General features: G+C 43.6%; 31 protein-coding genes, 4 pseudogenes and 1 riboswitch. Of the genes and pseudogenes, 13 read left to right on the top strand and 22 right to left on the bottom strand.

Annotation, left to right across the window (positions count from 1 at the left end; all coding sequences use genetic code 11):
- Nucleotides 1–40: 40 nt before the first annotated feature.
- A complete protein-coding gene (ypfJ, locus tag ABHN01_RS19415) occupies nt 41–877 on the bottom strand; it encodes a KPN_02809 family neutral zinc metallopeptidase (RefSeq protein ID WP_429876882.1) in 837 nt (278 codons plus the stop codon).
- A 120-nt stretch (nt 878–997) separates the two neighbouring features.
- A complete protein-coding gene (locus tag ABHN01_RS19410) occupies nt 998–1,300 on the bottom strand; it encodes a hypothetical protein (RefSeq protein ID WP_429876881.1) in 303 nt (100 codons plus the stop codon).
- 233 nt (nt 1,301–1,533) lie between these two features.
- On the opposite strand from ABHN01_RS19410, the gene ABHN01_RS19405 reads away from it, so the two are divergent.
- A complete protein-coding gene (locus ABHN01_RS19405; RefSeq protein ID WP_429876880.1) occupies nt 1,534–2,046 on the top strand; it encodes an N-acetyltransferase family protein in 513 nt (170 codons plus the stop codon).
- A gap of 79 nt (nt 2,047–2,125) precedes the next feature.
- Nucleotides 2,126–2,281 carry a DUF1540 domain-containing protein gene (locus ABHN01_RS19400; RefSeq protein WP_290401151.1) on the top strand — a complete coding sequence of 52 codons (156 nt, stop codon included), beginning with the start codon at nt 2,126–2,128 and terminating at the stop codon, nt 2,279–2,281.
- 61 nt (nt 2,282–2,342) lie between these two features.
- On the opposite strand, the pseudogene ABHN01_RS19395 reads toward ABHN01_RS19400, so the two are convergent.
- A pseudogene (locus ABHN01_RS19395) lies at nt 2,343–3,414 on the bottom strand (threonine aldolase family protein).
- A 218-nt stretch (nt 3,415–3,632) separates the two neighbouring features.
- Here ABHN01_RS19395 and ABHN01_RS19390 point away from each other — a divergent pair.
- Nucleotides 3,633–5,138 (top strand): NCS1 family nucleobase:cation symporter-1, encoded by a 1,506-nt coding sequence (locus ABHN01_RS19390; RefSeq protein ID WP_429876879.1) that lies wholly within the window; start codon nt 3,633–3,635, stop codon nt 5,136–5,138.
- Between the two features lie 33 nt (nt 5,139–5,171).
- On the opposite strand, the gene ABHN01_RS19385 is transcribed toward ABHN01_RS19390, so the two are convergent.
- The 3 genes from ABHN01_RS19385 to ABHN01_RS19375 form a co-directional block, all read right to left on the bottom strand.
- Entirely contained in the window at nt 5,172–5,780 is a 609-nt protein-coding gene (locus tag ABHN01_RS19385; RefSeq protein ID WP_429876878.1) for a class I SAM-dependent methyltransferase, read from the bottom strand.
- Between the two features lie 97 nt (nt 5,781–5,877).
- The gene (locus tag ABHN01_RS19380; protein ID WP_429876877.1) at nt 5,878–6,399 is read right to left on the bottom strand and encodes an SRPBCC domain-containing protein; all 522 of its coding nucleotides are present in this window, start codon (nt 6,397–6,399) and stop codon (nt 5,878–5,880) included.
- Between the two features lie 11 nt (nt 6,400–6,410).
- Entirely contained in the window at nt 6,411–6,749 is a 339-nt protein-coding gene (locus tag ABHN01_RS19375; RefSeq protein WP_429876876.1) for an ArsR/SmtB family transcription factor, read from the bottom strand.
- A 162-nt stretch (nt 6,750–6,911) separates the two neighbouring features.
- Between ABHN01_RS19375 and ABHN01_RS19370 the strand changes: the two genes are divergently transcribed.
- The gene (locus tag ABHN01_RS19370) at nt 6,912–7,874 is read left to right on the top strand and encodes a helix-turn-helix transcriptional regulator (RefSeq protein WP_429876875.1); all 963 of its coding nucleotides are present in this window, start codon (nt 6,912–6,914) and stop codon (nt 7,872–7,874) included.
- An 84-nt stretch (nt 7,875–7,958) separates the two neighbouring features.
- A complete protein-coding gene (locus ABHN01_RS19365; protein WP_429876874.1) occupies nt 7,959–8,453 on the top strand; it encodes a PaaI family thioesterase in 495 nt (164 codons plus the stop codon).
- A gap of 20 nt (nt 8,454–8,473) precedes the next feature.
- Here ABHN01_RS19365 and ABHN01_RS19360 read toward each other — a convergent pair whose 3' ends face one another.
- On the bottom strand, nt 8,474–8,770 hold the full coding sequence (locus tag ABHN01_RS19360) for a YxcD family protein (protein ID WP_429876873.1): 297 nt from the start codon (nt 8,768–8,770) through the stop codon (nt 8,474–8,476).
- Entirely contained in the window at nt 8,758–9,204 is a 447-nt protein-coding gene (locus ABHN01_RS19355; protein ID WP_290401142.1) for a hypothetical protein, read from the bottom strand. Before ABHN01_RS19355 ends, ABHN01_RS19360 begins: the two co-directional genes overlap by 13 nt.
- A gap of 158 nt (nt 9,205–9,362) precedes the next feature.
- On the opposite strand from ABHN01_RS19355, the gene ABHN01_RS19350 reads away from it, so the two are divergent.
- On the top strand, nt 9,363–9,653 hold the full coding sequence (locus ABHN01_RS19350; RefSeq protein WP_429876872.1) for a DUF2500 domain-containing protein: 291 nt from the start codon (nt 9,363–9,365) through the stop codon (nt 9,651–9,653).
- A gap of 62 nt (nt 9,654–9,715) precedes the next feature.
- Here ABHN01_RS19350 and ABHN01_RS19345 read toward each other — a convergent pair.
- Nucleotides 9,716–10,137, bottom strand: a pseudogene (locus ABHN01_RS19345) (Lrp/AsnC family transcriptional regulator).
- 154 nt (nt 10,138–10,291) lie between these two features.
- Between ABHN01_RS19345 and ABHN01_RS19340 the strand changes: the two are divergent.
- From ABHN01_RS19340 to ABHN01_RS19330, 3 genes and pseudogenes are all read left to right on the top strand, one after another.
- Nucleotides 10,292–10,507, top strand: coding sequence for a DUF1272 domain-containing protein (locus ABHN01_RS19340; RefSeq protein ID WP_429876871.1), 216 nt, complete (start codon nt 10,292–10,294; stop codon nt 10,505–10,507).
- A pseudogene (locus ABHN01_RS19335) lies at nt 10,500–11,080 on the top strand (cysteine hydrolase family protein). Before ABHN01_RS19340 ends, ABHN01_RS19335 begins: the two are co-directional and overlap by 8 nt.
- Nucleotides 11,081–11,156: 76 nt before the next feature.
- Nucleotides 11,157–11,687, top strand: coding sequence for a hypothetical protein (locus ABHN01_RS19330; protein ID WP_290401137.1), 531 nt, complete (start codon nt 11,157–11,159; stop codon nt 11,685–11,687).
- Between the two features lie 13 nt (nt 11,688–11,700).
- Here ABHN01_RS19330 and ABHN01_RS19325 read toward each other — a convergent pair whose 3' ends face one another.
- The 3 genes and pseudogenes from ABHN01_RS19325 to ABHN01_RS19315 all read right to left on the bottom strand — a co-directional run bounded on the left by ABHN01_RS19325 (nt 11,701) and on the right by ABHN01_RS19315 (nt 14,385).
- Nucleotides 11,701–11,961: a hypothetical protein gene (locus ABHN01_RS19325; RefSeq protein ID WP_429876870.1), complete on the bottom strand. Its 261-nt coding sequence runs from the start codon at nt 11,959–11,961 to the stop codon at nt 11,701–11,703.
- A gap of 27 nt (nt 11,962–11,988) precedes the next feature.
- Nucleotides 11,989–12,777: pseudogene (locus ABHN01_RS19320) on the bottom strand (GNAT family N-acetyltransferase).
- A 141-nt stretch (nt 12,778–12,918) separates the two neighbouring features.
- On the bottom strand, nt 12,919–14,385 hold the full coding sequence (locus ABHN01_RS19315) for an amino acid permease (RefSeq protein ID WP_429876869.1): 1,467 nt from the start codon (nt 14,383–14,385) through the stop codon (nt 12,919–12,921).
- 92 nt (nt 14,386–14,477) lie between these two features.
- Nucleotides 14,478–14,668: riboswitch (Lysine riboswitch) on the bottom strand.
- A gap of 263 nt (nt 14,669–14,931) precedes the next feature.
- Here ABHN01_RS19315 and ABHN01_RS19310 point away from each other — a divergent pair.
- Nucleotides 14,932–16,377, top strand: a complete 1,446-nt coding sequence (locus ABHN01_RS19310) for a DEAD/DEAH box helicase (protein WP_429876868.1) — start codon at nt 14,932–14,934, stop codon at nt 16,375–16,377.
- A 95-nt stretch (nt 16,378–16,472) separates the two neighbouring features.
- Here ABHN01_RS19310 and ABHN01_RS19305 read toward each other — a convergent pair whose 3' ends face one another.
- Nucleotides 16,473–17,060: a LysE family transporter gene (locus tag ABHN01_RS19305; protein ID WP_429876867.1), complete on the bottom strand. Its 588-nt coding sequence runs from the start codon at nt 17,058–17,060 to the stop codon at nt 16,473–16,475.
- A 111-nt stretch (nt 17,061–17,171) separates the two neighbouring features.
- Between ABHN01_RS19305 and ABHN01_RS19300 the strand changes: the two genes are divergently transcribed.
- Complete coding sequence (locus tag ABHN01_RS19300; RefSeq protein WP_429876866.1) at nt 17,172–17,726, top strand: helix-turn-helix domain-containing protein; 555 nt, start codon at nt 17,172–17,174, stop codon at nt 17,724–17,726.
- A 60-nt stretch (nt 17,727–17,786) separates the two neighbouring features.
- Here ABHN01_RS19300 and ABHN01_RS19295 read toward each other — a convergent pair whose 3' ends face one another.
- From ABHN01_RS19295 to ABHN01_RS19285, 3 genes are read right to left on the bottom strand one after another with little or no spacing between them, the layout of a single operon-like run.
- Complete coding sequence (locus ABHN01_RS19295) at nt 17,787–18,455, bottom strand: TetR/AcrR family transcriptional regulator (protein WP_429876865.1); 669 nt, start codon at nt 18,453–18,455, stop codon at nt 17,787–17,789.
- A gap of 28 nt (nt 18,456–18,483) precedes the next feature.
- Complete coding sequence (locus tag ABHN01_RS19290; protein WP_429876864.1) at nt 18,484–19,536, bottom strand: ABC transporter permease; 1,053 nt, start codon at nt 19,534–19,536, stop codon at nt 18,484–18,486.
- On the bottom strand, nt 19,514–20,257 hold the full coding sequence (locus ABHN01_RS19285; RefSeq protein WP_429876863.1) for an ABC transporter ATP-binding protein: 744 nt from the start codon (nt 20,255–20,257) through the stop codon (nt 19,514–19,516). The genes ABHN01_RS19290 and ABHN01_RS19285 overlap by 23 nt, the downstream gene beginning before the upstream one ends.
- Before the next feature lie 194 nt (nt 20,258–20,451).
- On the opposite strand from ABHN01_RS19285, the gene ABHN01_RS19280 reads away from it, so the two are divergent.
- Entirely contained in the window at nt 20,452–20,706 is a 255-nt protein-coding gene (locus ABHN01_RS19280) for a hypothetical protein (RefSeq protein ID WP_429876862.1), read from the top strand.
- Nucleotides 20,707–21,118: 412 nt separating this feature from the next.
- Here ABHN01_RS19280 and ABHN01_RS19275 read toward each other — a convergent pair whose 3' ends face one another.
- Genes ABHN01_RS19275 through ABHN01_RS19255 form a run of 5 tightly spaced genes read right to left on the bottom strand, consistent with a single transcriptional unit; the run spans nt 21,119 to nt 23,275 of the window.
- A complete protein-coding gene (locus tag ABHN01_RS19275) occupies nt 21,119–21,571 on the bottom strand; it encodes a VOC family protein (RefSeq protein ID WP_429876861.1) in 453 nt (150 codons plus the stop codon).
- 34 nt (nt 21,572–21,605) lie between these two features.
- The gene (locus ABHN01_RS19270; RefSeq protein WP_429876860.1) at nt 21,606–21,773 is read right to left on the bottom strand and encodes a hypothetical protein; all 168 of its coding nucleotides are present in this window, start codon (nt 21,771–21,773) and stop codon (nt 21,606–21,608) included.
- A complete protein-coding gene (locus tag ABHN01_RS19265; RefSeq protein ID WP_429876859.1) occupies nt 21,770–22,027 on the bottom strand; it encodes a hypothetical protein in 258 nt (85 codons plus the stop codon). Before ABHN01_RS19265 ends, ABHN01_RS19270 begins: the two co-directional genes overlap by 4 nt.
- Nucleotides 22,015–22,335, bottom strand: coding sequence for a DUF4937 domain-containing protein (locus tag ABHN01_RS19260; RefSeq protein WP_429876858.1), 321 nt, complete (start codon nt 22,333–22,335; stop codon nt 22,015–22,017). Before ABHN01_RS19260 ends, ABHN01_RS19265 begins: the two co-directional genes overlap by 13 nt.
- Before the next feature lie 4 nt (nt 22,336–22,339).
- Entirely contained in the window at nt 22,340–23,275 is a 936-nt protein-coding gene (locus ABHN01_RS19255) for an aminoglycoside phosphotransferase family protein (RefSeq protein WP_429876857.1), read from the bottom strand.
- 140 nt (nt 23,276–23,415) lie between these two features.
- On the opposite strand from ABHN01_RS19255, the gene ABHN01_RS19250 reads away from it, so the two are divergent.
- Nucleotides 23,416–23,997, top strand: coding sequence for a TIGR00730 family Rossman fold protein (locus ABHN01_RS19250; RefSeq protein ID WP_290401125.1), 582 nt, complete (start codon nt 23,416–23,418; stop codon nt 23,995–23,997).
- Nucleotides 23,998–24,345: 348 nt separating this feature from the next.
- Here the strand turns inward: ABHN01_RS19250 and efeB are convergent, their stop codons facing one another.
- Nucleotides 24,346–25,617, bottom strand: coding sequence for an iron uptake transporter deferrochelatase/peroxidase subunit (efeB, locus tag ABHN01_RS19245; RefSeq protein ID WP_429876856.1), 1,272 nt, complete (start codon nt 25,615–25,617; stop codon nt 24,346–24,348).
- Nucleotides 25,618–25,622: the final 5 nt, after the last annotated feature.

The raw sequence follows: 25,622 nt of genomic DNA, 5'->3' as shown, positions 1-25,622 counted from the left end.
TTACACACTTGTGTAATTGCGGTGCCTGGCACCTATTTTGCTATAGATCTTTGGCGTGAAACGTATCCCCGCCTTCAATGCCACCGTTATTGAAACCTTTCTTGAACCAACGCATCCTTTGCTCGGAACTACCGTGAGTGAAGCTATCCGGCACAGCATACCCTTGTGCCTTCTTTTGAAGCGTATCGTCACCTACAGCACTTGCCGCAGTGACCGCCTCCTCAAGATCCCCTTTTTCAAGCAGATCCATTCCCTGGGCATGATGCGCCCAGACTCCGGCAAAATAATCGGCCTGCAGCTCTACCCGAACCGACTGAGCATTCGCTTGTTTCTTGCTCAGGTGCTGGCGCGAGTTCTGATCCATCGTTCCCAGCAGATTCTGCACATGGTGCCCTACTTCATGGGCAATCACATATGCCATCGCGAAATCACCGGGTGCCTTAAATTCATTTTGCAGCTCCTGATAGAAACTTAAATCAATGTACAGCTTCTGGTCACCCGGACAATAGAATGGCCCCACTGATGACCCCGCCGTTCCGCATGCAGACTGGACACTGTCGTTATATAGGACAAGCTTCGGCTTTTTGTATTCCTTCCCCTCTTTCTTAAACTCCTTTGTCCAGACATCCTCAGTGTCAGCAAGGACAACAGACACAAAGGAAGCAAGCTCCTTTTCCTCACCCGTTTGCTCGTAAGGGGCAGATTGATTTGAACTGTCGTCCGTCATACTGTTCAGGAGATCTCCAGGATTGCCGCCAAGCAGCATGACGATCAGAACGACCACAATGCCCCCTATTCCTCCTCCAACGAGTGTTCTGCCTCCCATACCTCTCCGGTCCTCAACATTCGTGCTCTGTCTTCTTCCCTTCCATTTCATACTATTCCTCCCAGCAACAAATCAAGTTACTAGTGATATACCCTACATTGAGTAATTTAATAGGTGCCAGGCACCACGATTACACACTTGTGTAATTGCGGTGCCTGGCACCTCTGTATGCTATGCTTTCAGCTTTTCTTGCCTTTCAAATTCATCTGCTTCTTCTCTTAGACGTCGGGCTTCCCTTTTCAGTGCATCCTTCAGCTGTTCTCCTGTACTGGCCGCTCCAAAATGCGTGACGGCTGCTTCGTTCATGATCTGCTGGTAAACCTCTTTGCTTCTGCTCTCCCAGGTCTGTGCCTTTGTCAGCACACGGTTTCGATCCCATCTCAGCTGGTCCAGTGTTTGCATCAATTGATCCACCTTGCCATAATACCAGTCGAGCATATCCGCCTGATGCCTGTTTTTTTGCTTATCAAACAACGTTACCTCATCCTCTGCTGTTTATCTTTCCTTATTGTAAAAAACGTATTACGATGAAGGTATTGGACCAAATTACTAAAAATTACTATTTTGTAAGAACATTTACCCAAATGGCGGCTGTTTTGAATCTATCTTTTTCTATATTCCTTCACGCTGGCATTTCCATATAAGCAGGAAAGGTGAACCTTGATGGAGTAACTAAAAAATATCAATCGAACATAGGAGGAATTACTTTGAGTAACCGCTGTACGATCCGAAAAGCAACAGAGGCAGATGCCGAACAGATCCTCATCCATACTAAAAAAGTTATTAAATCGTACCCTGACTTTCTTGCTACCAGTCCAGAAGAATTCAAGACCACTCTTGAAGAAGAGAAAGAGTGGATCGCCTCTCATGAACAGCACGGATTGCTCCTTGTGGCGGAAGTTCAGGAAAAGGTGATCGGCCTTTTGAACTTTCAATTATCCACGAGAAAGAAGTTTTCCCATCAAGGAATGTTTGGCATGAGCATCCAAGAGCCTTACACCGAACAAGGCATCGGCAGCTCATTACTGCAGCATCTTCTGGAGTGGGCCAAAAAGGACGAACGCGTCGAAAAGATTTCTCTGGAGGTGTTTTCCAATAACAAAAGAGCTCTCCATCTGTACGAAAAATTTGGCTTTAAGGAAGAAGGCAGACGGAAAAAGAACGCTAAATTACGTCCCGGCCACTATGTAGACGACATCTACATGAGCCAATTTGTGTAACAGAATATTCCTGAATCATGATTAACTGCGATCTTTAGGGGGTAATGATGAACAAAACCAATTAAAGGAGGCAGTTAACATGAAACTGGAAGTTCTGTGCGATGTGGAAAACTGTAAGTACTGGGCAAAGGGTGACAAGTGTGTCGCAGACTCTATCTATGTCATGGGTCTTCATGGAAAAAATGCTGCTGACATGGAGGAAACCGCCTGTAAAACCTTTGAACATCGAGAATAGACGGGCAATAAAAAAGATGCCGCTCGCCGTACAGCGCAGCGCATCTTTTTTGTGTTCGTTTTTACAGTTCCCTCATTTTTTTATCCAGTTTTTCAAAGGCACCCTTCAGCTTCTCTTTTGGCACTTCGACGTATCGATCACCAATGCTTACCTCAAAACAGCTCGTTTGACCGTTAACGTCTCTTATATGTCCGCTCAGTCCAATACCTGACTCTTCATATAACTCGGCCAGCAGCGACTCCATCGTTCCTTTCGGCGTTTGAAAATGAACATGAAACATGTTGGAGACAGGCTCGGCAGGCCTTAAGTAAACCCGATGACATTCATTATAAAAACCAGCAAGCTCCTTTGCCTCTTTATAATACTGTTCCATTTTCTCCTGACGCTGGTTGAAATAATAGTCGGCACTCAGGATGTAGGGATAAAGGCTGATAAGATCTCCGCCATGACGCCTTTTCCATATCTTCGACTGTTCTGTGAACTTATGGCCGCCGGCCAGAACCGCTCCCGCAATTCCACCGATCCCCTTGTACATAGAAATATAGACACTATCAAAGAGTGCGCACACTTCTTCCGCCGATTTTTGGTAAAAAGGAAGAATCTCAAAAAGCCTTGCCCCATATCCCTTTTTCACGGCAGAAAGCAGAAATTTCTTGAAGCGTTTTATAGTCCGGCAGCTGTCCGCCGATTTCCCGCTGCGGCAGTTCCAGCAATAAACAAGCAATATCTTCTTTCATGTTCACGACATCTTCCAGTGTGATGACACGATTCTCATCGGCCAGCAGAACCGGCTCAATGTGATGCAGCTCCTTCAGACCATCTTCCTCATGAATTTCCAAATGGCTGAGCGGATGATACGCGACCCTCTTGATGCCTTTTTCATCGCACCAGATTCTGAGGGCAATCTGCTGGGCCATCGTACCGCTAGGAAAAAACACCGCTGATTCTTTTCCCAGCACCTTAGCCATCTTTTCCTGAAACTCTTCAATGACCTTCCCGCTGCCGTACATATCACTTTCCAGGCCAGAGTCGTAGCCTTCCAGGGCTTCTTTTAATACCTGCACGCTTCTTGGACTGTGGCCGCTGACGTGATAGTCCGCCTGTTCGAATGCTTTTGTAAATGTATCGCTCAACTTGTCTTTCCCTCTCTCTTTATGAAACTTCCTTGTTACGATTCTCTTTTGGAAGGCCTGATCCTTTAATTTTGGGGAAGAAGGTTTTTGTTCTGCCGATGGCGAACTTTTAAAAAGTTTGAGTTTCAAAATAACGAGGAGAGAGGAGGGCCGATGAATACATCGCGGCTTTTTACAACCTGTTGATTTGAGTTGCCAGAAAAGGGAGGTATTCTTTGATGAAAACGCAAATTGAACAAAACGGTATCGTAACCCTGCCCGAAGATGTAGCTAATAGTTTAAGTGACAGTGAATTGTGGAACGATGATCTGCGGCCTACAACAGAAAAGGAGCATTCCTGGACCGGTCTGAACTTTGCTACCCTATGGATCGGAATGTGTTTGTGTATTCCTGCCTACACCATGGCCAGCGGAATGATTTCCCTTGGCATGAACTGGTGGCAAGCCATCGGAACCATCTTTCTCGGAAATGTGATCGTTCTGATCCCGATTCTGTTAAACTCTCATGCCGGTACAAAATTCGGCATTCCGTATCCCGTTTTTGCCCGGCTTTGGTTCGGATCAAAAGGGGCACACATCCCTTCGCTCGCCCGTGCGGTTGTCGCTGCCGGTTGGTTCGGAATCAATACCTGGATCGGTACGACTGCCATTGATGTCCTGTTATCTGCATCCTTCCCGGCGTGGAAAAACCTGACCGGCCATACCGCCATCATTTTTGCTTTATTCTGGGCGCTAAACGTCGGGGTAGCTTACAAAGGGCCAGAAGCCATCCGAATCTTAAGCTTAATAGCCGCTCCAGTAGTCGGAGTCTCCTCGATCATCCTGATGATCTGGGCGTTCACTCATGCTGGCGGCTGGGGGCCGATTTTATCTACACCATCCAAATTCTCAACAAACGGCGAGTTCTTAAAAGTATTCTTTCCCGCACTGACAGGGGTCATTGCTTTCTGGGCCACACTCGCTCTCAATATTCCAGACTTCTGCCGCTACGCCAAGAACCAGAAATCGCAAATGATTGCACAAAGCTTCTCACTTCCTCTCACCATGAGCATTTTCTCTTTCATAGGTATCGCCGTTACCTCTGCTACCGTTGTTATTTTTGGTTCAGCAATTTGGGATCCTGTTCAGCTGCTTGCGAAATTCCCGCCATTCATTATCTTCCTAGGAACCATTATTATCGCCATGGCATCCCTTACCATCAATGTCGGAGCGAATATCGTAGCTCCTGCCCGTGCGGTAGAAAACCTTTATCCAAAACGGATCACATTCGGACTCGGAGCACTCATCACCGGATTATTCGCCATCCTCATGCAGCCGTGGTACATCATGTCCAATTTCGGCAATTACATTTTCGGCTGGCTCGGAACATATGGTGCGCTGCTCGGCCCGATCGACGGCATCGCGATCGCCGACTACTGGCTCGTGCGCCGCAGACAAATGGCTCTGAAGGAGCTGTATGAACTGAACGGCCGGTACAACTACTCGTCCGGCTACAATAAAAACGGTGTCTATGCCCTGATTATCGGAGTGGCCATCCCTGTTCTTGGCCTCATCGTACCCGGCCTCCGCTTTTTATGGGATAACGCCTGGACCTTTGGCTTATTCATCTCCATGTTCGCCTACACCTACTTGATGAAAGGCGACCAAAGTGTCCTGCGTCCGGGTGAATACGAGAGCATCACCGAGGTAAAAGCCGAAAAAACAATGGAACCTATTGCAAAATAAAAAAAGGGGCGTGCCTTTGCCGGCAAGCCCTGTTTATATGTTCAACTTATAGATTAAAAACTTCTCGTAAGGATTTTTTTCATACAGATTGTTCAAACGAACTTCCTCTTTCAATTCAAAAGCGGTCTGATCATCCAAAAAGTAAGTGTACTCCTCTGTTGCATAGTAAAGGATCAGCTCCACTTCTCGAGGCGAGTCCTCCACTGACAAAAGGATATTAGAAATCACTTTCATAAAAATCGGCATCGAAAACGGATTAAAGAAATAGAAACGATTGTCTTCGGGATGTACGGGATATTCCTGAGCCAGCCCCAGGTGAAAATAGATATCATCCCTTCTTTTGTGATGCTTTTCCACGTACTGTTTCATATTCTTCAGCGCTTCCTGATAAAATTCTTCATTCATCTCGACTCCGATGACGCTCGCTTGCTGAAAATGATTCATGTAAAAGCTGACCCTCCCCTTGCCGCATCCAAAGTCAACAAGCCGGTCGGTGCTCTTCAATTCATAATGTGCGGCCAATTCCTCCAAAGCTGCATACGGTGTCGGTTCATAACGGTGGTAATGGGAAGCCGGATAAAACCATTTTTGATCCCCAACCGTTTCTATGTTAAGCAATGCGTCAAATTCCTGTTCTCTCATTTAGAGTGCTCCTGTCTATGTATCTTCCTTTCATTTTATTACACAAAAAAGAAAGCACCTAACAAAAGATGCTTTCTTGATTTTTATCACTGGCTGATTATAGGTTCTCCAAAAGCTGATCCAAACGTTCCATTTGAGAAGAGAATCCTTCGACGACTCCCATTTCCTTGACTTGCTGAAGAGCTTCCTCCGTCGCAAATTCGGAACGGTTGATGACTTTCGTTGCACCTTCATATTCCATAAATTCGATGGTTATCAGCATTTCCGGCATGCCTTCCATCTCATTTCCTTCCGCATCGGCAAAGTAATCTTTGTACACGATCTTCTCAGGCTCGATAATCTCCTGGTAGACCGCTTTCCCGCAAGATTCCTGGCCGTAAAAATCACCCTGGTTCTTATCCATACATTTCATGCAGTATAGCCATACGCCGTTCGGCCGAAAGTCAAACCGGCGAATTTCCGTTTCCCAGCCTTTTGGCCCCCACCATTTTGACAGGTGTTCCGGCTGAGAGAAAGCCTTGAACACAAGATCTCTCGGGGCGTTAAACACTCTCTCAATCACAAGAACCTTACCTTCGACAGCTGCTTTTAATGAATTCGTTCCGTAGTTTACTGACATTTTCATTCCTCCTAAGTTTGGTAACCGTCTTTTCCTTGCATTTCAAGCAAAAACTCATCCAAACGATCAAACCTTTCCTCCCAAACCTGTTGGAAGGAACCTAGCCATTCATCCAGTTCTCTGAATGGCAGCTGACACAGCTTGTAGATTCGGCGGTTTGCCATTGCGTGAACCTCAACAAGGCCAGCTTGATGTAAAACTCGGAGGTGTTTAGAGGTTTGTGGCTGGAGAAGACCAAGCCGTTCAGCTACCTCCCCTACAGTGAGAGGGCCCTCACGCAAAAGCTCAATAATCTGTAAGCGCTTAGGCTCGGCAAGTGCAGATAATGTAGCAATGATGTTCGCGCTCATTGATCGTTTCTCCTTTCATTTTAAACATACCTCAAAGCGAATATTCCTGTCAATGAATATTTAAAAATTATACAGTTCACCGTTCGAATAGATTCCTATTTAGCGTATACTATTAAATAATGACACTCTTTGTCATATATTATGAGTACTGGGAGGTTCTCTATGCGCGCAGATCGGCTCATTGCCATCCTCTTGTTATTGCAGAACAAAGGAAAACTGACAACCAAGGAATTGGCGGAGCAATTAGAAGTTACACCGCGCACCGTTCATCGGGATATGGAATCCTTAAGCGCCTCGGGAATTCCCGTAGTGGCTGACCGCGGAAAATCAGGCGGATGGCGGCTGCTTGAAAAATACAAGACCAATTTGACCGGCTTGAAGGCCAATGAACTGAAATCATTGTTTATCTCCCCTTCCGTCCAGCTGCTTTCTGACTTGGGAATTACTCAAGACTGGAACGATGCTCGCGAAAAGCTCCTGGCTTCCATCCCCGCCTCCTTTCATCAAGAGGCCCTCGATGTGTGGGATCGAATCCATGTAGACACAAGCTCATGGAGGCAGTCTCCTGAAAAAACTACCGCCTTCAGAACATTGCAGGAAGCCATTTGGGAAGAGAGGAAATTGCAAATCCTCTATGAACGGGCAGACGGCGAAACGAAAGAACGTGTCGTAAATCCTTTAGGGTTAGTAGCGAAAGGCAGTACATGGTATTTAATCGCCTCTGTGAATGAAGACATTCGAAATTATAGAATATCGAGGATTACATCAGCTGTTAAAACAGAGGATGCTTTTACACGACCCGCGGATTTTAATTTGGCGCAGTATTGGGAAAGCTCGACAAAAAGTTTTATGAAAGCTCTGCCTACCTGCGAAACAGAAGTTGAGCTGTCTCCGTCCATTGTTCCCCGTATCAAATTCACAGGACGCTTTATGCAGAATATAAAATTGGACGCACCTTTAAATGATCGATGGGTTCCTGCCACTATCTGCTTTGATACAGAACAGGAAGCTGCAGAGTTCATCCTGGGTTTCAGCAACCAGGTCAGGGTCATCCGTCCAGAAAACTTAAAGCAAAAGGTGTATGAGATGGCTAAAGCTGTAGTTAAGATGGTGGATTATGATTAATTTATACAACTAGATGTTCGAAGGAATATTCCCCCCCCCTGTTGAAAGGTATAGATGAACATATACAGAAACGGAGTGAGTGGAATGGAGCAGCAGAAAGCGGTTCAGGACGTGTATGCAGACGATTATTCATGGTGTTATGGATGTGGAAGGCTGAATAAGGATGGCCACCATTTCAAGACGAAATGGAATGGGGATCAAACGGAAACGGTCTATATGCCTCAGCCTGAACATACGGCTGTACCAGGATTTGTGTACGGTGGAGTAATCGCCTCTCTGATGGATTGCCATGGCACAGGATCTGCAGCCCTTGCCTTGCATCGAAATAACGGGCATGAACCAGGTGACGGCGCAGAACCTCCGAGATTTGTGACCGCCTCGCTGAAGGTGGACTTTATGAAGCCCACCCCGCATGGCAATGAATTGAAAGCCGCCGGAACGTTGGAAGAGGTTCATCCGAAGAAGTGGAAAGTACATACGGAAGTATTTGCAGGCGATACCCTTTGTGTCAAAGGAGAAGTCATAGCGGTCGTCATGCCGGACTCTTTCCTGCAAAACGCAAAAAACACCAATCCCTAAAAGATTGGTGTTTCCTTGTTTTATCTAATTTTAACGTAAGCCACAATGCCTTCCTCTTCATCAAGGGCCAATTCGAGGCCTGCTGAAAAAGAATTAATATTCATCTTGTTATCCAAATAGAAGCGGATCGCTTCAATCAGGTTCGCTTCAATTAAAACTTGTTTTCTGCCGCCAACATGCACTTCCGCGGAAAATCCATAGTCATCATCATACAGCAGTTCAACTTGAACATCTTCAGCCTCTACTTCTTTTTTATGAGCATGGAACAGGCAAAGCGCATTAACGATGTCTTGCTCGTAAAGCATTATTTGTTCCATCGGTCATCCTGTCTCCTGCGGCTGTTTCTTAAGTTCGCAAAGATTCTTGTAATGAGGGAAATGATCACTAGAACAGCGATGATGTTAATCATCAGACCAAGGAATGAACCGAATGCTCCCATGTTTCCTAATAGTCCGCCGAAAAGCATACCAGCGATTCCCCCGTAAATAAGGCCTTTCATGAAGCCGCCTTTTTTCGCTTTTGCAGAATAACTGTTATTTTTGCTGAAGAAACTTTTTTGCTTGTTTTGCTGCTGGCCCTTGTTTTGGAAAAATGAGGAGCCTCCGCTTTTACCACCGGAGTTAAATGATTTTACCCCCGAACGATAGCCTTTCGCGCTCACAGTTTGTGTCTGGTCATGGAATACAATATCCTTTACCGGCATCAGCACAAACGTCATAACCAAGGTAGCCGCAATCATCTTCTTTAACATTCTCTATTCCTTCTTCCATTTGGTAGTCTAAATCTCAACTCTTACATATACGAAAAGGATAACAAAAAGTTTCAAATAACACCAAAAATTTAAAGATATTTCCCATACGGCGTAATAATATGTGAAAATTAGGAAATTGATAATCGGGGGGATGCAAGATGCTCGACGATCCAACAGGTGATTTCATGTTTCAGTTTGTTCCTATTCTCATTGGGATAATCGCTATCATCGTTATTTCAACCATTGTAATTGGCATTGTGAAAGGTGCTGCCCAATGGAATCATAACAATAATTCACCTGTATTCCAGCTCGAGGACGGTGAAAGAATAGAGCTCAGAGTAAAAGGCCAGGAATATTGTATGCCCGCAGAAGGAGATACAGGTGAACTCAGCTTTCAGGGGACTCGCTATCTTGGATTTAACCGCAGTGCAAATGCAGAGATCAATTAGTACTAGAGGTTTAAACACACCTTTTAAAGAAAGACTCCTCCAAGTGGATGGGTCTTTCTTTTTTACTTTATTGCTTTATTCATCACAGGAGATGAAAGATTGATCAATGAAGATGGTTTTCCAAATTCCATGGAGCTGTCGATAAAGACCTCCAATGTTTTTACTGAATCCGTTACGACCTTGATTAAATAATCATATTGTCCTGCGAGCCGATTACTTCAATGACGTCAGGATGATCTTTACAAAAAGACACAAAGGGTTTACACCTTGTTGTGTTATAGAGGATATACGCAGTTATAGCCTTATTGATAGCCTCTGGATTAACAATCGCCCTATAGCCTAAAATGATATTTTTATCCTCTAACTTTTTAACTCGCTCATTTACAGCCGGATTTGAGAGCCCTACCTTTTTTCCTAACTCTGTAATGGATATTCGCCCGTTCTCCTGAAGACAGACTAATATTTTCTCATCAATTTTATCCAACTCTGAACCTCCTTAAAAATTAAAGATATTACCTATAAATTTCATAATATTTAAAGAAAATCTCCCATTTAAGCTTAATAAACCCATGTATAGAATTCAACATATTTCTTATAATGAATTATCTTTAACCAAGCAAAAAGGGGAGGAACATAATATGGCATTAGAAATGAAGAATGAATGCGAGAAATGCTCTAAAGCGCTTAATGGGTATTCAACAGCTTACATTTGTACGCATGAATGTACGTTTTGCGAAGCCTGTTCAGAAGAAATGGATATGATCTGTCAAAATTGCAAGGGTGAATTAGTGAGAAGACCTAAGAAGAGCATCGCAAAAAGCTGTGCGTTAACCGGGGGGAAATCCAATGAATAAACATCATGCCTTAGTTATAGTGGATGTACAAAAAGCTTTTGAACATCCAAAATGGGGAAAACGAAATAACTTGGAGGCAGAAGAGAACATTAGAAAAATCCTGAATCTGTGGAGAAACAAGTCATGGCCAGTCATACATATCCAGCATATGTCTGATCATCCTTCTTCCGTTTTCCATCCAAAGAATGCAGGTTTGCAATAAAAGAGATTGTACAGCCTGTTGATAACGATCCTGTCATCACTAAAAAGGTGAATAGTGCATTTATAGGGACTGATCTGGAAGATTATCTTAGATCAAAAGAAATTACTTCAGTTGTGATCACCGGGTTGACAACACCCCATTGTATATCAACTACTACCCGGATGAGAAGCAACCTGGGGTTTCAGACCATGCTTATTTCTGACGCTACGGCCGCTTTTGAACTGAAGGATCATATGGGTATTTCTTATGATCCGGAAACCGTCCATCAAGTTTCATTAGCCACCCTGCACGATGAATTCGCTGCAATATTCACTTCCGGCCAGCTTATTGATAAAATAAACAATCAAAGTATAATGCTTTCAACCCAATAAATGGTTATTGTATAATAGAGGTCACCACGAACATTGGTTACTGGCCATTGTAAATTACAGCAGGGGAGCCTTTTACATGATTGAGATAGATGACGCAGGAAATGGATGCCCTATATTAGGAGAAGTGTTTGCAGCGAGAAGAATGGAAACCGGGGATCATGCGGCCGTCTATGTCCCGCTCCCCTCCGAAACATCAGTAAAAATACCGAAAGAAGACTATATTATGTCTCTTCTAACCCAATTAAATGTTCCAAAGAACGAAACCGTGCTGCTCTGCAGGGGAAATACGCTGAATGGATTTGAGAATCAGCTGCAGCAAAAAGGGTTTGAGGTAAAGCGCGGCAAGGTGTCTGAGCAAACCGATAAAATTGCGGAAACCCTCTTCATGGATCAGCTTTATTCCATTGGGTTTCCGAAAGACCTCTCACTGTCCAACCGTGAATACCGTGAGTTCTATGAAATGGTAAAGATCTGGTACATTTCTCTTTATGCCGGCAGCAAGAATCTATTTAAATCGGGACGCAAAAGACCTCTAAAAACACGAGAGTACATGCATAACCCTGTTTACCATTTTCCAAATGTGCTTCGTAAGTTGTTTTACTTATAGTAAAACAGCCTCCTTAAAAGAGACCCTGCTTAAACTTTATTAAGCTTGGTCTCTTTCTATTATCCCTTAATCCACTTCTAATCTTGCTTTTTTTCCACAATAAGAAGCCTAAAATGACACAGATCATTAGAAATAACGCTAATAGAATGAGTCCCATTGGCGATAGATAGACCAGCCAATTCTCCTCCGCCGGCTTGCCCCTTAATAATATTTTGAACAGAACGATGAACAAGATGAAAGAAAAAACAACAAAATAAACCAGCTTCCTTGCCATGGAATTCCTCCTGTTGTGCTTTTTTGCCTATCCCTGAATCTCTTTTATGCTTTTTCCACGTAAAAACGCGTGTCCCATTGTTATGCTTTGAACGGTCCGAAAACCATACTTTTCATATACTTTTTCAACTGACTCATTAATCGGAAAAATCCAAAACTTTTTGATCTCTCTTGTTTTGGCTTCTTTTTGGATAAACTGAATGAGTTGTCCTATTAGCCCCTTTCCCCGATATCCTTCAACCGTAGCTGCACTCTCAATCCGAGCTTGATCGCCCTCTTTAAACATACAGGCTGTGGAACAGGCTGTTCCTTCGTACCGAAGGAGATAATGAATGAATGCCGGATGATTGAATTGTTCTCGAAAGACTTTTTCAATGGTTTCTATTCCGCCAAATTCTTTAATGCTTCCTTCGATATACAACGCTTCTTCATAATTTTCTTCCGTTACTTTTTCAATGGTCACCTTCGGGTCGTTGATGAGATCCGTGATTTGATAATTCCAGAATTGAACTGGAGTACTCACTTCTTCATAAAGGAACTTTCGCCTTTTTAATTCAGCCAGCAAATTTCCCTGTGCTTCTAATTGATAAATATAGAATCGCGGTATGAGGGTTTCTTGATTCATAAAAAGTGATCGCTTCCTCTATCACTAAACCTGGATCTTCACTATTTTTACTGATATGTATGTGATTTGCTCATAATAGTCAGGCTGGTTTTCATTGCAAAATATGGAGCCCCAGGCTGTTTCTGTGCGCTTCGTAAAGGTTTCAAGATAGGCAAAATCAAGAGTGAATAGATCTTGCAGATCTATTTTCATCATCATCAATTCCTTTTCATTTTCTCATGGGCTCCCCCTGCTTTATCATCTATCTGCTTCTATCATACCGCCTTCCATTATTCAGGCAACATAAATCCATAAAAAAACAGGAAACCGAGGGGCTCCTGCTTCACTTGCTTCTTATTCAAAATCGCATTCCTTGAGCGGAACGACTTTCGTTTTGTGTTTGAATTTGTAGCCTAACCAAACGGCCAGGAAGATCGGAATGCCAATGTAGGAAACGAGAACTCCTTGCCAGTCGATGCTTCCGCCTGTAAATGCGGAATAGTTCTGTCCGAGAATAACGACAATACAGAGAGCGAAAGCGAAGAGCGGACCAATCGGGAACCATTTTGCCAGATAAGGCAGTTCTTTTAAGTCCCTTCCTTGGGCCACATAGGCTCTTCTGAACCGGTAATGGCTGATCGCGATTCCAAGCCAGGCGATAAACCCTGACATACCGGAAGCATTCAACAGCCAAGTGTAGACGACACCGTCGCCGAACAATGAAGCCAGAAAGGCTACCGCGCCGACTGCCGCTGTCACGATCAAGGCTGGAACCGGTACACCGCGGGAATCAAGCTTCGCAAGAAATTTAGGTGCCATTCCTTTTCGTGCCATATCCCAAAGCATACGGGTGGATGCATACATTCCGGAGTTGCCGGCTGATAGTACTGCTGTTAAAATAATCGCGTTCATAACAGAAGCCGCAAATGCAATTCCTGCTTTATCAAATACAAGTGTGAATGGACTTACAGTTATATCACTGCTTGCCAATCGGCTGTCTGTATAAGGAATGATCAAGGAGATGACCAGGATTGCCAGAACATAGAACATAAGGATGCGCCAGAACACGCTTTTGATCGCTTTTGGAATGTTCTTTTTCGGATCTTCCGTTTCTCCTGCTGCAACCCCTAACAGTTCCGTTCCCTGGAACGAGAATCCGGCAGCCATAAATACGCCGAGCGTCGTAAAGAATCCGCCGTGGAACGGTGCATCCCCGAGCGTAAAGTTTTTAAACCCGATCGTGTCTCCGCCCATAATGCCGAAGATCATCAGCGTTCCCAAGATCAAGAAGATGATAACAGCAACTACTTTTATTAAAGAGAACCAATACTCTGCTTCTCCAAACCCTTTAACGGATAAATAATTCAATAAGAACATAATGCCTAAAAACAGGGCGCTCCATATAAAAGAAGGTGTATCAGGAAACCAAAATTTCATGATTAACGTTACAGCCGCAAGCTCTGCCGCAATCGTGATGGCCCAGTTGTACCAGTAGTTCCAGCCGAGCGCAAATCCAAGAGAAGGATCCACGAATTTCGATGCATACGTGCTGAATGAGCCAGCGACCGGCATGTATGACGCCATTTCCGCAAGGCTTGTCATTAAGAAGAACACCATGATGCCAATGGCTACATAAGAGAGCAGTACCCCTCCAGGGCCTGCGGTATGAATCGAGCCTCCACTTGCAAGAAATAATCCGGTTCCGATGGTTCCCCCAAGAGAGATCATCGTTAAATGGCGGGACTTCAATCCCCTCTTCAATTCATTCGCCGTGTTTGGAGACGGCGGTCGTGCTGGTGAATTCTTTGCTGTCTTTTGCATAAAAAATACTCCTTTTCGTTTTAGGAAGGAGCGGGAAATAAAAAAGCCGCCAAGCATTGGGCGACGATTATTATTAATCCGCATCATGCCTTCCGTAAGATAGCGCATCCCACCCGCCGGTTGTTCGCGGGTGTGACAGTGCTGTTCCTGTTCGGATACAGCCCCAATTCATACTTCCAGAGTTAAGCACAAATTTCGGCAGCTTTTCTTTTCACACGGAGTCTCTGATGTTCTCTGCATCTCGTACGTCTTACTAATAAAAGCCGCGACCTCTACCTCATCGGATTGATGAGGATTTTAAATATCAAGTTAGTTAACGCTAAGAGTTATTATAAAACAGCTCCTTGTTTCCTTCAACTGTTTTTTCTTTCCATCCTAATGCGACGAAATTACCGTTGCGGACACTGGGGTGGTTTCATCTTGAAAAGGAGGCTTCCTTAAACCAATCGTTGAAAATAAAACCCGAATTTCCCATCATTTCGAGTATAATGAACTCTATTCAGGTTATGCTGATTCTGGATAATACAAAAAAATTGAGGTTACTACATGAAGGATCAAAGGTTTAATGATTATCGTATAAGCGATGAAATAAAACGAGCACTGACTGTGTTAAAATACGAAACACCGACCGAAGTTCAGACGGAAGTGATACCTTTAGCCCTGGGGAAGCAAGATCTTGTCGTGAAATCCCAAACAGGCAGCGGAAAAACGGCCGCCTTTGGTATTCCGGTATGTGAAATGCTGGAATGGGAAGAAAAGGGGCCACAGGCTTTAATCCTAACCCCTACACGTGAACTCGCTGTTCAAGTGCGGGAAGACCTTACGAATATCGGAAGGTTTAAACGGATTAAAGCGGTAGCTCTATATGGCAAGGAGCCTTTTGCGAAACAAAAAGAGGAATTGAAACAAAAAACGCATGTGGTGGTCGGTACACCGGGACGCGTTATAGATCACATCGAGCGAGAAACCCTCAGCTTGGTTCAAGTCAAGTATCTGATCATTGATGAAGCCGATGAAATGCTGAACATGGGCTTTATTGATGAAGTGAAAAGGATAATTAAACAGCTTCCTTCCAACAGAGTGACGATGGTGTTTTCTGCCACATTGCCTGACGCAGTTGAAAACCTCTGCCATCAATACATGAAGGATCCCATAAAAATTGAGATCGCTTCCGACGGAGTTACGACAGATACCATAGAGCATTCCATAATTAAAACGCAGGAAGACGCAAAGCTTTCTCTTCTGAAAGACGTGACAGTCGTTGAAAACCCAGACAGCTGCATTATTTTCTGCAATACGAAAGAGCACGTCGATACCGTATTTGCAGAACTGCATTCCGCTCAGTATTCTTGTGAAAAACTTCATGGAGGATTGGAGCAAGAAGATCGATTTGCAGTGATGGACGGCTTCAAGATAGGAAATTTCCGTTATCTGGTGGCCACCGATGTGGCAGCAAGAGGAATCGATATTGATAATGTCACCCTCGTTATCAACTATGATGTTCCTATGGAAAAAGAGAGCTATGTCCACCGGACAGGAAGAACCGGCCGTGCAGGCAAAAAAGGGCGAGCCATTACATTTGTATTGCCTTTTGAAGAAAAATACCTTAGAGCCATCGAAAGATACATCCGGTTTGAGATCGATGAGGCGGAAGCACCAACAAAACAGGAAGTCGTAAAAATGAAGCATGCTTTTGAAGAAAAGCTCAACGGACGCCGTGTGGTACGAAATAATAAAACAGCCCGCATCAATCAGGATATTACGAAGCTCCATTTCAGCGGCGGAAAAAATAAGAAGATCCGGGCAGTCGACTTTGTTGGAACGATTGCTAAAATCCCTGGAGTTTCAGCAGATGATATCGGAATCATCACCATCCAGGAAAACTGGTCTTATGTGGATATTCTCAATGGAAAGGGGTCACTTGTTATGCAAGCCATGGAAAACACCACAGTGAAAGGCAAGAAACTAAAAGTAAGCAAGGCGAAAAAATAAATCGAATCCTGATACAGAAAAAAGCAAGGCTGAGTTTTTCAGCCTTGCTTTTTTTCTATTAATGCAGATGACGATCGTTTCAATTCATTTATTTTTTATTCCAATACCACCGAAACCGCACTGTATACCAACAACAGGGCCATCACTACATTAAATGCTCTTCGGTATTTGGATAGAAAGGCTTGAAACATGGAACCAAACAGACTCCAGCTGAACGTAGAAAGAAAACCGATAAAAGCAAGAAACAATGAAAACAGCAACAAACTGATATTGGAATGATAAAAGGGAATTACAAACGTGGAAATCACCGTCAAGCCGTATAAAAGGCCTTTCGGATTAATGAATTGAAGCAGCATCCCAGCCGTAAAGCTGTTATTTCTGTCTTCTGTTTCGCTGCTTTTTGTTTTCCTTGTGCTTGTTAAAACTTTGTAAGCAAGATACAGCATATAAACCGCACCGAGGATCGTCATCGCAAACTCAATCTTTGGAATGACATTCTTTAGCCAAAGATTAAAGCAGCTGCTCAGCATGATGATGATGAAGAACCCTGCCCCTACCCCGAAACAGAATCTGAGCGTCCGCTTTAAACCGTATTGGTTGGCAAACAGCATCGCCATAATATTATTGGGACCTGGCGTGAAGCTTGTAACGAACACATACAACAAAAATGACAAGATGGACATTGTGTTTCCCCTCCGTGGTGTATGTTATAATGTCTATTATGATCACTATAACGATTTTCACTATATTGTACAGAACGGTCGTTATATTGTAAATAGGTCTGGAGGTTATTTATGGAGGAAATCCACCTGATTATAGCAAAAAATTTAAAAGCCTTTCGGGAAAGCAAAAAATTAAGCTTGGAAAAGGTTGCGGAACTCACCGGAGTAAGCAAAACCATGATCGGACAAATCGAAAGAGGAGAATCCAGCCCTACCATTACAACCATCTGGAAAATCGCCAATGGACTGAAAATCTCGTTTACTTCCCTGATCAACGAACCACAGCCGGATACGAAAGTCGTGTTACGAGGCGAAGTCCAGGCCTTAACGGAAGACCACGGAAAATACAGGGTATATCCTTACTTCCCCTTCCAGGATGATCGCCGGTTTGAAATGTATTCCGTCGAGATCGACAAGGGCGGTTTTTTGAGCTCCGACGCTCATGGTGAAGGCACTGAGGAATTTATAACGGTCTTTGACGGAGAATTAACCGTACGGGTGAACAACACAGAATATACTGTGAAAAGCGGGGATTCCATCCGGTTTAGAGCAGACAGGCCTCATGTCTATCATAACTCGGGAGAAACACTGACCCGTTTGAGCATGACCATCTATTATCCGAACTAAAAAAGCAGGCTCCCGTTGGAACCTGCTTCTCCTATATTCTCTCTTCGTTGATACACTCTGTTAATGAGGCTTCTTTCCTGTTCCCACTCCATTCATTACAAAACGGATGATATTTTCAATTTCTTTATCCTCACTGTCAGTACCATTTTCAGGAAGCAATACGAAGTTTGATACGAAATACCCGCCGATAAAGGTAAATACCATTTTTTGAATCGTTCTTGTTGGAAAATCAGCCAGCTCACCGCGCTCCTTGAATACATTGATTATTTTGGCGATCCGAGGGGAGACGTTTTCCAAAAAGAAAGGAAGCATTTCATTCCGAAGTTCTGTATTATAGAGCATCTCTTTCACAACGATCTGAAAGATCTCTTTGTTTTCATTAAAGAAATCAATTCGATTTTTTAGAAAAGCCCTTAAAAAGTCTTCAAAACTAAGAATATCTTTTGTCATCACCTCATTAAACACACCCTCGGCAATGGCAGGAAATAAATCCTTTAGAAAAGGAACGATAACCGAGAGCAATAAGTTATCCTTTGTTCCATATTTACGAAATATGGTTCCCTCGGCTACACCGGCAGCTTTGGCAATCTCACTTGTCGAGGTGTTTGTATACCCTTTTTCTGCAAAGATTCTAATCGCCGATTCCAAAATCTTCTGCTGTTTGTCGGTTTGCTTTTTGTTTTCTGATGCATGGGCAACCATCGCCTCCAAGAGACTGCCTTTAAACAATTTCATCCCTACTTTCGAACGTTCACCTTTATAATTTACGGTACTTTTTCAATGCAAATACATTCAGAATTGTAAAGAACGAAGCAAATATCAATAGTGCAATAAGATCCCAGCTAATATCGCTTAATTCCATTCCTTTATACATTATACCTTTAAGAGCGTCTGCCGCATAATAAAGAGGCATCACTTTAGCCACAGCTTGAAGCCAATCCGCCAATCCATCAAGGGGGATGATTCCTGAAAAGAAGATCTGCGGAACAACCGCGATTGGGATAAATTGAACCATTTGAAATTCAGTGGCGGCAAAAGATGACAAAAGGATTCCCAGGGATAAAGCCACCAGCGCCAATAATAAGTTAATTATAATAACATTCCAAATGGACCCTGCCAGAACCATATCCAAAATATTGATCGCATACAGTACAACGATTATGGTTTGTATGACGGCAAACGTTCCAAAACCAACGAGATAGGCCGTGACAATTTCCCATCTGCGAATGGGTGTAGACATTAATCGTTCCAATGTACCGGAAGTCCGTTCCTTTAATAGGCCAATACCCGAAATGAGGAAAACGAAAAAGAAAACAAAAAAACCAACGAGCGTAGGACTCAGAACATCAAAAAAGTCGGTATTTCTATTTCCGTAAATGTACCCTGTCTTGATGTCCTCCATAGGACGGGCTGCTTTGTCGTTGTTCATCAATGCGGATTGAAATTGTGATACGGTTTGATGAACCTTCATCTGCAGGGCTTTGGCAGCATTCGGATCATCATTTTGCAAGGTTAATTTCCATTGAGAATCTTTATACTGCAAAACCGCATCAAGATCATCATCTTTTATCGTCTTTTCCGTGTTCGTTATTCTCTTATAGTGAACGGTATGAATATCGGCTTTTTCCAGTGCCTTAACCAGCTGATGATCCGCACCTGTCACTCCCAGATTCGGCTGGACTTTGTCTGAGTTAAATAAAAGATACATCAGGGATAAGATCAGCAAGGGTGCAATAAACAATAAGGCTAACGTTCGTTTATCACGGAACATCTCCTGAAAGATCCGTTTAATTAGAGCGGCTGTTCTCATGACTTTTCCTCCCCGCATTTAAAAAGACTTCATCAAAGTTGTCAGCTTGATACAGCTCTTTTAACTCGTCTGGTGTGCCGTTAGCCAATATGCGGCCTTCCCTGATCATCGCAATCAAATCACACCGTTCCGCTTCGTCCATCACATGCGTCGTTACGATGATCGTTTTTCCTTCCTCATTTTTCAGCCTCAATAATTCATTCCAAATATTTAACCGCAATTCCGGATCAATCCCCACGGTCGGCTCATCCAATATCAGAAGTCTAGGGTTCTGGATTAAGGCAATGGCCAGAGATAATCTGCGTTTCATACCACCGGAATAGGCAGAAACACGTTTATTTAAATCAGCTGTCAGCTGTACGAGATCAGCAGCATAAGCGATCCGTTCTGCCGCCTCTGACTTAGGCATCTTGTAAAGGGACGCGAAAAATTTCAAGTTCTCCTTGCCCGTTAAGCTCAGATACAAAGCATCAGACTGCGCCATATAGCCAATGTGCTGCAGCAATCCGAGATTTGGAACCTTTTCCTTAAACACATGAACCGTCCCGTTATCAGGATCATCCATTCCGACCATCAATTTTACTAAAGTGGTCTTTCCAGAACCCGATGGGCCAATAAATCCATAAATTTTTCCTTCTTCAATATTTAAGCTGATCTCTTTTAAAACAGCCTTTTTCCCGAAGCTTTTACTGACGCTCTCAATTTCCACACTATAGTCCATAACCAGCCTCCTCCAGCAAAAGTGAGTACTCACTCATTTTTATAATAGCATGTTTATGCGGCCTGTCAATAAAAAGTGAGTGCTTACTCACTTTTCTTATTTAATAACGTCTCGTCCCTTACTATGTATTAATAAACGGAATGACCATATGAGGAGAGAAAGATCTATGCCTATTCGAACAGAGGAAATGTAAGATGTTCATTTCACAGAGGATCGATGTCATTAAACAAGCGTTTAATAATGCGCCGTACAGTGATCAAAAAGAGCATGACCTCGTAAGCCGGTTAAGATCTTCGGCTGCGTTCAGGCCACATCTTATTCACCAGAATACGATAAAAAATAAAGATGAATCCGTTGAAGCATTGGCATTGGCTCCTGTATCAGTCTTGCCCTCCCATCAAAAAGAAGTTAATGGAGTGGCCGAACACTCTCCTTCTTTCTTTGATTAAAATAGGTTCCTGAAACAGTGGCTACGGCTAATACATTGTGTTTCAGGCATTTATACAGTTCATTTAGAAAAAAGCCATTTTTTAAAGGCAAAAGATCACGTTGAGCAAACACTGTCAGCGTATATTCATGCGGTCTGTCTGGCGGCCACGATTTACTCACCGATTTAATGTAGTTACTCACGGAAATGTGGATGTTACTCACTGTTTTATCACCTTTACTAACGGAAATTCAGACTTTACTCACCGTTTTGACACTATTACTCACAAAACGCATCATTTTCATAAATTCTAAGACGTAAAAATAATATAACCCAAGCCAGATCCTTGAATGGACCACTCATTATCCTTCCCTTCCAGAAACACCGTATCTATTGTCTTAAACATTGTATTCATCTTGTTACCCCCCATTTTCTTAAAGCTTTTCCCATTCACTTAAATACATGACATCTTGCTCCACTTTAATGTTCTTTTCCGGAAGCAAACAGAGAAATTCCAAAGAATTGCCGTCTGGATCATAGAAGTAGAGATTGGCAGTTGGCGTCCATGTCTGAACCATCGGCTCAGTAGGTTCAAGCCCAAAAGCCGCCCTTGGGCTTATCCCTCTCTCCAAAAGCCAATCCCTCGCATGGATCATGTCGTAATAGGATACCTTGAAGGCAAAGTGGCTTCTATGAAATTCTTCTTCCGGCACCTCCCATACACCCAGCATCTGTTCTCGCTTATTTTTTTTATCAAACCAGTAAAACGCGGCACGCCGCTCTTCAATGATATGAGCGAGATCTAAACCCAATTTCTCATAGAACTCCATAGCTGCTTCTAAATTTCTTGTTTTGACGTGGGTTTCATAAAGCGTTCCTGGAAACATAGTCTGTACCTCCTGGTCTCTTCTATTGCTTTACTTAATCGCGATCGAAAAAAGAAGATTTGTTCACTTCAATATCAGATATTCCGAGTTTTTCCTTTATATCAGCCAAATCTCTCGAAATCTTTTGGGTATTGTACCACGCGGCAAGTGATGATATGACCACCACTCCTATGGCAATACTGACCCCTGTTGTGAAAATCATATTTTCCTCCTCATTTCCCCCGAACACACTCGCCAATCTTCTATCACGCGAATGGTTTCTTCTTGCTGCTTGATTGTGTCATCCAGCTCCGCCTGCCAGGCTGACCATACAAGAAAACAGTCCTTTTCTTTTTGAGAAGAGGCGAATGTCATTCCCAGCATTCCTTTCACCCTTTCCAAGCTTGCATTCCAGACATGGTCTGCTGCTTGCTGGACCACAGCACGAATAAATTGAGCATTCCTTAAAACTCCCAAAATATCATTCTCCAATCCAGAATCCTTTTCTCTTCCTGGAACATATCCACTTCGATGGATGAGTATGTATTTCCCTGCCGTGACTGAACAAAGATTTGGTCATGGATCTCACCCATAAAAAAATCATAATCTCCTTGGCTTTCCCAAAATGCATAGATAGAAGCCGTCAGGGGGTGTCTTTTACTCCAGCCGCCCACCTGTCCGATAAACCCGTTCACCCGGCTGAGTGATTTCCATTGTTTTTGGGAGTCATAGAAAGAATCCATCTGTCCTTCTATCACCTTGCATGAAATACGTTTAATCAGCATCGGCTCACACCTGATTGACTGGGGAGGCATGTTTTGTATACCACTTCGGTTGAAGAACTTCAAAATCTTGATGATCTTCCAGCACTCCGTTCAATCGTTCCAGCATTTCATCCACTTGATCCGGCGTCTCCCTTACCGACCATACGATGGCAGACATCACATTCATGTCCATATAAAGGGCATATATCATCCAAAAGTCCTCTGGAAGCTTATTCTTAAAATAGCCATTGATCTGTCCGATGCAAAAAGGCACACTCACCTCTTTACTGAATAACCCGACCTTACAGAAATCATGATAAGGATCTCCCCAGTTAAACCGGTTAAAATCAATGACACCCGCATATCGTTTATCTCTCACAACAAGGTTGCTGGGATGAAAATCGTCATGCTGAAACCGATTCGGACGGCTTTTTAAGTGGTGTTTATTCCTCTCGATAAACGCCTTGATTTTCCCATCGTTATTTATTTTGACCTCACCCGTCTCATAAGCCTCTAAATATCGATAAAACTTGCTCATCACTCTTTCATGCCAAGGCTCAAGCTCATCAGGTACAGGATACTGGTGCATGCTCCACAAGTCTTTCCCTGCACTTTTGCCGATCTGGTATTGCTCCTCTTCCGAAAGATGAGGCAATACCTCACTCGCATCCTCTCCATCAATGTATGAGAGCACATAAAAACAAAGGCCCATCTGATCGAGTCTCCCGATCTCGACCGCCTCCGGTGATTGAACGGGATATTTCATGAGATGATTTAAAAGCTGGAACTCTGATTTCTTCCTCTCATACTTTTCCATCGCCGCCAGCCGTAATAATACAACCCTGCCATCGTTTAACGTTACAGCGTATTTTTCATCTCCCGAAAATCCCTTTGGAATGTGCTCTACTTTTTCAGCACCAGAAAGCGAACGGATTTTGGTTCTTACCCAATCCAATTTCATACTCTAACTACCTCCACCGTTAATTTCGACTTATCATGTATTCGTCAGAAGGGATAAGATTCTCCTTTTAAAAATAAAATTACTAGCTTTTAAGAAAGTATTGATATAATTTTAACTGGATAAAAGGAGGAGTGGTGCATTTGAAAAATTTGGCGGTATTCTGTGGTTCCAGCAACGGCGTTTCGGATATTTATGTAAAAGAAGCTGCCCGGTTGGGCAAGGAGCTCGCTGACCGGAAAATTGGGCTGGTTTATGGCGGAGCAAGTGTTGGTGTGATGGGCGCGGTAGCGGATTCCGTTCTGCAGCATGGCGGACATGTGACGGGAATCATGCCGGACTTTCTGGAAAAACGAGAAATTTCCCATAAGAATTTATCTAAACTGATCGTGGTTGATTCGATGCACGAAAGAAAAGCGAAAATGGCCGAACTGTCAGATGGATTTATCGCTTTGCCGGGCGGACCCGGTACCATGGAGGAGTTCTTTGAGATCTTCACATGGGCGCAGTTGGGCCTTCACCAAAAACCCTGTGGTCTTTTAAATATTAACCACTATTTTGATCCTCTGATCTCGTTGTTTAACCACATGGCGGCCGAAGGATTTCTGCAGGAAAAGTACCGGGAGATGGCACTCGCCGCTTCCGCACCTGAAGACCTTCTTATTCAATTCAGCACCTATGAGCCTCCAAGCGTAAAAACATATATCTCTGAAAATCAAACGTAATAAAAAAACAGTGCATCATCCGAAAAAATTCGGTATGATGCACTGTTTTTAAAAGGTTACTTCCATGAACAGGCTTTCTGTTTAGATAGCGATAGAATGTTGCCAGGCTCACCCCGGTTTTTTGTACGATTTCATGTATAGAATAGGCGCTGTCTACATCAAAATACATTTTCAGTGCCAGTTCCAGCATGAGGGGATCCACTTTAGGTCTGCCACCTGTTTTTGCTTGCGCCCGGCTGACGCTGCTAGACCGATGAACCACCACCGTATCGCCTTATAGGAAAAAGTTGTAAAACACTTGGTTTACCTGCCTTCAATCATCTGGTTTTCATCGGGTTGTTTCTTTTCTTAAAAGCTGCTTAAAAGAGGCTGTCCAATATATTCACCTTTTTTTATCCCTCTTGGGACGGCAAATAGGGCACTTCCGATATGCTGCGTATACTCGTTCAGCTTGTCTGCCTTCGACATCATTTTAAGCATCGGTACAAATTGTTCGTCCGGATTTTTTTGATAGCTGATAAACATTAAGCCCGCATCGACATATCCCGTTTTGGAATCCACACCATCCGTGTAGGAATAGGCCCGGCGGTACATCTGCTGTCCTGAACGTTTGGCGATCGCTGTATGGGAGTCAGGAGGCATTTGCATCGGATTCACTTTATCATGCTCGTTGATCTTGCCGTACGGAGCACCGCTCTCCTTCTTTCTGCCGAACGTGTCCTCCTGATCTTTTAGAGATGAACGGTCCCAGACTTCCAGAAACATTTTAATTTTGCGGAAGGCCATATACGAACCGCCGTTCATCCACGCTGGCTCACCTTCTCCTGCCCAGATTATCTGGTCATGGGCTTTCGTATCCTTTGGCCCGGAATTCGCGGTTCCATCCTTGAAACCGAAGAGATTGCGCGGAGTTTTTCCATGCTTGGCACTAATGAATCCTGACTGCATCCATCTGATCTCAGCTTTACCCACTGCTGTTTTAATAAAATTCCGGATGGCGTGGAAAGCGACCTGCTGATCTTCTGCACAAACCTGCACACACATATCCCCGCCAATGAATGGGTCCTGGAGGTTATCCCGCGGCATGGCCGGAATGTCCTTTAGATGCTTGGGTGCTTTACTCTTTACGCCAAACCGGTCGATTCCCTTTGTATTGAAAAAAGAAGGTCCAAAGCCAAAGGTCATCGTTAAGCGGGATGGAGGAAGGTCGAGAGCCTCACCGGTGTCTTTTGGAGGAAGCCAATCATTGTTGAATTTCTGTTCTGTCTTGCCCTGGCTCATGTGCTCGCTAAGAACCGTCCATTGCTTCAACAGCCGGATCACATCGCTTTTCGAGTCCGTTGTAAAATCGAAGGCAGCAAGGTAAGCATAGGTTTGCTGAGGTGTCACAATGCCAGCCTGATGCTTGCCATAAAACGGAATGCTTTCCTTTTCAGCAGATGACCCTGATTTTTTCGTAGTCTCGCCAAAGACATTTGTCATGGTTGTGACTGCGCCGATGCCGCTCGCACTGATCGCTACCCCAGCCCCAGCCAGAAGAGACATTTTCAGCATGTCCCTTCTTGAATAAGTTTTAAGTTCTTCCTGCTCCTTTACCGTTTGGTCTTCTTTTTCCTTCACGTTGA

This window comes from Fictibacillus sp. NRS-1165 (assembly GCF_050468105.1).
Lineage (GTDB): Bacteria > Bacillota > Bacilli > Bacillales > Fictibacillaceae > Fictibacillus_C > Fictibacillus_C terrinigri.
Note: the sequence above shows the minus strand (reverse complement) of the source record. Positions and strands in the feature narration are given on the sequence as shown.